Source organism: Occallatibacter sp. (assembly GCF_049802275.1).
In the GTDB taxonomy this organism is placed as follows: domain Bacteria; phylum Acidobacteriota; class Terriglobia; order Terriglobales; family Acidobacteriaceae; genus Telmatobacter.
In genome coordinates, this window is record NZ_JBARMD010000135.1 from 1 (window position 1) to 5,362 (window position 5,362).

At 59.3% G+C, this 5,362-nt stretch carries 6 protein-coding genes; 4 read left to right on the forward strand and 2 right to left on the reverse strand.

What is annotated here, in order from left to right; all coding sequences use genetic code 11:
- Positions 1-279 precede the first annotated feature (279 nt).
- Complete coding sequence (locus WA354_RS04380; RefSeq protein WP_472811791.1) at positions 280-714, reverse strand: MerR family transcriptional regulator; 435 nt, start codon at positions 712-714, stop codon at positions 280-282.
- Between the two features lie 335 nt (positions 715-1,049).
- On the opposite strand from WA354_RS04380, the gene WA354_RS04385 reads away from it, so the two are divergent.
- The 4 genes from WA354_RS04385 to WA354_RS04400 all read left to right on the forward strand — a co-directional run bounded on the left by WA354_RS04385 (position 1,050) and on the right by WA354_RS04400 (position 4,543).
- Positions 1,050-1,508: a nucleoside deaminase gene (locus tag WA354_RS04385; RefSeq protein WP_472811792.1), complete on the forward strand. Its 459-nt coding sequence runs from the start codon at positions 1,050-1,052 to the stop codon at positions 1,506-1,508.
- A gap of 37 nt (positions 1,509-1,545) precedes the next feature.
- The gene (locus WA354_RS04390; RefSeq protein ID WP_472811793.1) at positions 1,546-2,325 is read left to right on the forward strand and encodes an NIPSNAP family protein; all 780 of its coding nucleotides are present in this window, start codon (positions 1,546-1,548) and stop codon (positions 2,323-2,325) included.
- A 48-nt stretch (positions 2,326-2,373) separates the two neighbouring features.
- Positions 2,374-3,714: a paraquat-inducible protein A gene (locus WA354_RS04395; protein ID WP_472811794.1), complete on the forward strand. Its 1,341-nt coding sequence runs from the start codon at positions 2,374-2,376 to the stop codon at positions 3,712-3,714.
- Between the two features lie 262 nt (positions 3,715-3,976).
- Complete coding sequence (locus WA354_RS04400; RefSeq protein WP_472811795.1) at positions 3,977-4,543, forward strand: hypothetical protein; 567 nt, start codon at positions 3,977-3,979, stop codon at positions 4,541-4,543.
- A gap of 73 nt (positions 4,544-4,616) precedes the next feature.
- On the opposite strand, the gene WA354_RS04405 is transcribed toward WA354_RS04400, so the two are convergent.
- Positions 4,617-5,362, reverse strand: a 746-nt coding sequence (locus WA354_RS04405; protein ID WP_472811796.1) for an amidase family protein, incomplete at its 5' end; no start/stop codon positions are given.

The following is a 5,362-nucleotide window of genomic DNA, read 5'->3' on the forward strand; positions in this document are numbered from 1 at the left end:
TTTCAATAGTGTCTGCCACAGGTCGACCTCCTTGGGACAGGACTGCTTTCGAATTGTGCTCGGCGGGCCGGCGTATCAGAGCAGGGAACGCCCCATCCGGGGAGACGCCGTGCCGCTATCCTAACCAAATCCCCTAACAACTGGGAAATGGGTTTTGAGCCCACGCAAAATGGGGAGGCGTACACCGGGCGACCCGGGATCAAAACCACGCTTAGCTTTGATGCAAACGTCGTTTACGGGTGTTTGCTCCCGGTTCGGCCGATTCAAGGGACGGCAGGGTTAGCTCGCTGTCGCCAGTTCGCTTTCAGCTTCCCGCCCGGCGGGCTGGGGACTCCCGATACGGATTCGTTCTTCGATCATTTTGTAGTTCGTGATCTTGTGATTCAGCAGGGCATGAGCCTTTTGCAACTCGATGATCTTTGCGGCAATGGCCGCCTGGTGGTCTTCCAGAAGTTTGCGCCGATCGAGAGAAGTGGCGTCGCCTTTTTCGCGCAGTTCAGCGTAGCGCTGCATCTCCCGAATGGACATGCTGGTCGCACGCATGCAATGGAGGAAGTTCAGCCACGCCTCGTCGGACTCAGAGTAGCGGCGATGACCGTTACGCGCGCGTCCGACCGGTTGGATCAGGCCGACGCGCTCATAGTAGCGCAGAGTGTGCGCGGTCATTCCGCAGCGCTCTGCCATGCTTCTGATGGTGTATCCAGCATCTCTCACAAATCCAACCTACATCTTTGTGCGCACTCAAAGTCAATAGAGGGAGAGGCCGAGTCCACGGGTGTTCGGCATCGCGCCGAGAGAGGGGAACTGAATCCGAAACCCCAATCTTCAGTTTTTCATGCAGATAGCAGGTACCCGCAGGGATATTGGCGGTTGGGGCCTTAACAAATCTTAAGGGAGGAGTGATTAGAGGGCCGGGAGGAAATCGATTCCTTTGTCAGTGATTCTCAGGAGGGGCACCGCTTCCCTGTTCTGCTTGACCTGACTTCTGCTTAAGATGGTGCGAATCGATGCGTTTGGCCTTCGGTGATCCCGTATCATCAACATCGACTATGGCAAGCGATTTGAAAGTCTATGAACAGATGCTGGCCGTTGCGCTGGAAGAAGCGCGCTACGGGCGAATGGAAGGCGGTATCCCCATCGGCGCCGCCATTTTCAAGAAGTCGGGGGAACTGGTCAGCAGCGGGCACAACCGCCGGGTGCAGCAGGGCGACCCCAGTATGCACGGAGAGACTGACGCCTTCCGCCGTGCGGGGCGCCAACGCAGCTATCGCGATCTGGTCATGGTTACGACGCTTGCCCCATGCTGGTATTGCAGCGGGTTGGTGAGGCAGTTTCATATAGGCACACTGGTTGTTGGTGAAAGCCGAACCTTTGCGGGCGGCCTTGACTGGCTGCGGGAGAATGGCGTGGAGGTCATCGATCTCGACAGCCACGAGTGCCGCGAACTGCTGGAGAGCTATATCGCCGAGCACCCGGAGATCTGGAAAGAGGACATCGGCGAAGAGTAAGTTCAATTTTGCGCAAGCCGTTTGAGTGGAGGATTGGATGGATCGTCGTGACTTTCTTGCGGGAACACTTGCCGCTTCAGCCTTTGCCATAGCGCCTGCCGCCGAGGCGCAAAGCGCCATTACGCGGCCGCGTGAGTTCTACCAGCTGCGCCGCTATGCGCTGCAGACCGGCCCCCAGATGGCGATGACGGAGAAGTACATCAGCGAGGCGCTGATTCCGGCGTTGGCCAAGAGAGCGGGACCCGTTGGGGCATTTCGCCTGGATATCGGCCCGGAGACGCCTACGTTCTACGTCCTCATCCCGATCCATGAGCCAGGTTTGGCGGCAACGCTTGAGCTCGAACTCGCGCAGGACGGCGACTATGTGAAAGCGGCGGAGCCATTCTGGAGCGCTCCGGCAGCCTCGCCGGCGTTCCTTCGGATCGACTCTTCGCTGCTGGCAGCATTTGAGGGATGGCCGCGGATTACGCCACCCGCGAAGGGCAAACGCATCTTTCAGCTCCGCACCTACGAGAGCCCCAGCTATCGGGATCACATCCTGAAGGTGCAGATGTTCCACTCAGGCGAGTTCGAAATATTCAAAAACGCGGGATTTCAGATGGTTTTCTTCGGAGACACCCTTATCGGCCAGCGCATGCCCAGCCTGACCTATATGCTCAGCTTTGCGGACTCCGCGGAACTGGATGCCAAGTGGGCTGTGTTTCGCAACGATCCAGCGTGGAAGAAGCTTTCAGCCGATCCCCGATTTGCGTTTGAAACGATTGTCAGCAATATCACCAATTTGATTTTGAGCCCGCTGGCAGCTTCGCAAATCTAGAGTCGCCCGCCTCCAGAACAGCATGGTTTTATACTCGATATCACTATCGTGGAAGACGTGGGCACACTGACGAATCCGTCACCAGGCAAGCATTCGCGTCCGTTCGATTTCCGCCTGGCCCTGGGCGTGATCCTGCTTTTGCCGGCCATCTGGTTCAGTTGGAAGACCGTTGATGGACTCGCCGCGCGGCGCGTGATTCGCACCGATCTGGCCGAGATCAGTAACGTGCGCTACGGAATCCTGAGCGCCGACCAATGGCGCACCATCATCGGCCCGATACTCAACGCGCAAGTCGACAAGCTCGATCTCAAGGGACAGAGCAAGAGCCTCCGTCCCATGGTTGAACGGTCGCTGTATGCCCTGCTGGACAACATCAAGACGCAGATGACGTCGCCCAACGCCAAGTCATCGGGCATGCCCGGCGGAGGCAACGCGTTCCTCGTGAACATGATCATTGGATCCCTTCGTCCGCATGTGCCGGAATACACCGACGTGGTCATGAAAGAGCTGGCCAATCCGAAAACGCAGGAGAGCTTCAAGGACTCCATCCGCGCGGTCCTGGCAGATGCGGTCAAGAACACCTTCGGCACCACGGACATGACTACCTATAACGCCATTCTGAAGCATTATGGTTGCTCCCAGACTGGCGAGGGTGGCGCGGCTTGCGAGGAGACTCTGGGCAGACAAATCGCGGAAGCGGACACGAAGCTGACTCGCGACTATCTCATAGTGCTCGCTTCGGCGGCGCTGGGGTTCATCGTGCTGATGGCCGGCACGCCGACCCTCTCGCGCAGCGCCGTAGTGGTGCTGATGTTGTTCTCGATTGCCATGCTGGCCGGCGGCGTGCTCAGCCCGATGCTGGAGGTGGAGGTCCGCGTCACCAAGCTGGACGTGACCCTGCTCGGCACACCTATTGAGTTTCGCGACCAGTCGCTGTACTACCGCAGCAAGACCGTGCTGGAGGTGTCTCAGACGCTGATTCAGATGGGGCGCCCGGCGATGACGCTGGTTGCGGTGCTAGTGATCCTTTTCAGCGTGGTATTCCCGGCGCTGAAAATGCTGGCGCTCGGCGTGTGTGTCATCCGGCCCCCGCTGTTGCGCACCAATCGCGTTGTGAGGGTGCTGGCTTTCGAGCTATCCAAGTGGTCCATGGCCGACGTTATGGTTCTGGCAATCTTCATGTCCTTCGTCGCATTCAACGGCGTCATCGGAAGCGCGTGGGACGGCTTGCGCGACGTGCCGAACGTCCAGCAAGTGCTGATTCCGACGAATGCTTCCAGGATCCTGCCCGGCTATTACTTGTTCATCGGTTTCTGCGTGTCGAGCATCATCTTGTCGAAGAAGCTGGAGCACGGGATCGCTTCCCGTTCTTCCTCCGAATCAAGCTAGAGTCACTGTTCGCGGTAGATTTCCGAACCCCGAAAGGCTACTGAGGAGGGCTCGCATCAATGCGGGTCGCCGCGATTTAGACGGCTGGCTGCCAGCGATTCGTTCCCCGGCGCGATCTGCATCCCATCGGCCTTCGGTAAGATGATATTCCAATCAAGCTGCTGACGTATGCCTTGCGTTGCACGGGGGAGACCTGTCTAAGAACGGAATTCGACGAGACAAGCATGAGAGCTTCGGATTAGCCCCAGCGGATTTGCGCACGTTGCGCGCGCTCAAAACGCCGGCGCAAATCCAGAAGTTCATTGACGCGTTGCCGTATCAGTACGGGAATACGGCGTGGTCTCCGCAGCGTGCGTTGCGGGAGCGCAAAGGGCATTGCCTGGAGGGAGCGCTGTTGGCGGCCGCGGCTTTGCGCGTAAACGGGCGACCACCGCTGCTGATGGACCTGGAGTCAGTGCATGACGATGATCACGTGCTGGCCGTCTATCGCGAAGGCGGCTTGTGGGGAAGCATTGCCAAGTCGAACTTTGCGGGACTGCGCTTTAGGGCGCCTGTTTATCGCACGCCGCGCGAACTTGCACTCAGCTACTTTGAGGATTACTACAACCTGCGCGGCCAGCGCACGCTGCGATGGTATTCGGTGGTGGTGAACCTGGCACGCCTGGACAGCCAGCACTGGATGACCTCGGAGGAGGACGTATGGTGCGTCCCGGAACTGCTCATCGCGGCGCGGCACTACGCGTTATTTCCCGACAAGGTGGCGCGCGCACTTCCGCGGCTCGATCGCCGCAGCTTCGAAGCTGGAATGCACGGCTGGACGAAGCACTGAAGGGATTCGCGCGCAAAGTGGCGCGATCGCAGATTCATATTTGAATCGCTCGATTGCTGGCAAAGGCTCGTTCTCAGGCCTGATGGTTGCGTCGCGAACCGATTTTTGCAGCGAGTTCGAGCAGGCTTTCGTCGTTCTCACGGGCAGCGGCGAGTTGCATGCCACCGACGTTACAGGGAATGGTGACGACCGGGACGCCGGCGAGGCTGGATGGGGTGGTATAGCGGAGGATCCGGCTGCGGGCCCGGCGATTGTCTGCGCCGATGTTGAGCCGCGCTACAGGCGAGGCGGGCAGCAGAAGCAGTTCGTGTTCCTGTAGTAATTCGTCGACACGGGCGCGGAACTCGGCGTGACGCTGGCGTAATGAGGCCAATTCAGCGTCGGTGATGCGCGCGCCCCACTCGAGCCGCTCGCGGATAGCGGGTTGAATCTGGTCGAAGTGGCCGGCGTGAATGCGCGCTGCCTCCCAGGCCTGGATGGGGGCAAAGATCTCTAATGAATCTGCCCACCAGCTGACGTCGACGCTGGTGCTCTCGAGGCCTAGCGCGTGCAGTTCACGTTCGACGCGATGAAGACCGTCGAGGATTGCCGGCTCGCAATCATGGAGGAACTTGTGGTGAACGACGGCGAACTTTTTGAAGTCGTGGGTCGTGGGTGTTTTGCCTGGAACGAAAATTTCGGCGAGCAGTGGAGCGTCTTCGAGATCGCGGAAGAGCCAGCCCATGGTGTCGAAGGACTGCGCGAGATGCGCTGCGCCGCGCCAGTCGCCGCGACCGATGGATGCGCGATAGCCGGAGAGACCGCAGAGCGCGCCGGGAC

Excerpts from the sequence above, each read along its gene's own strand:
- WA354_RS04390 (WP_472811793.1), top strand. The coding sequence starts at position 1,546 with ATGGATCGTCGTGACTTTCTTGCGGGAACACTTGCCGCTTCAGCCTTT.
- WA354_RS04385 (WP_472811792.1), top strand. The coding sequence starts at position 1,050 with ATGGCAAGCGATTTGAAAGTCTATGAACAGATGCTGGCCGTTGCGCTG.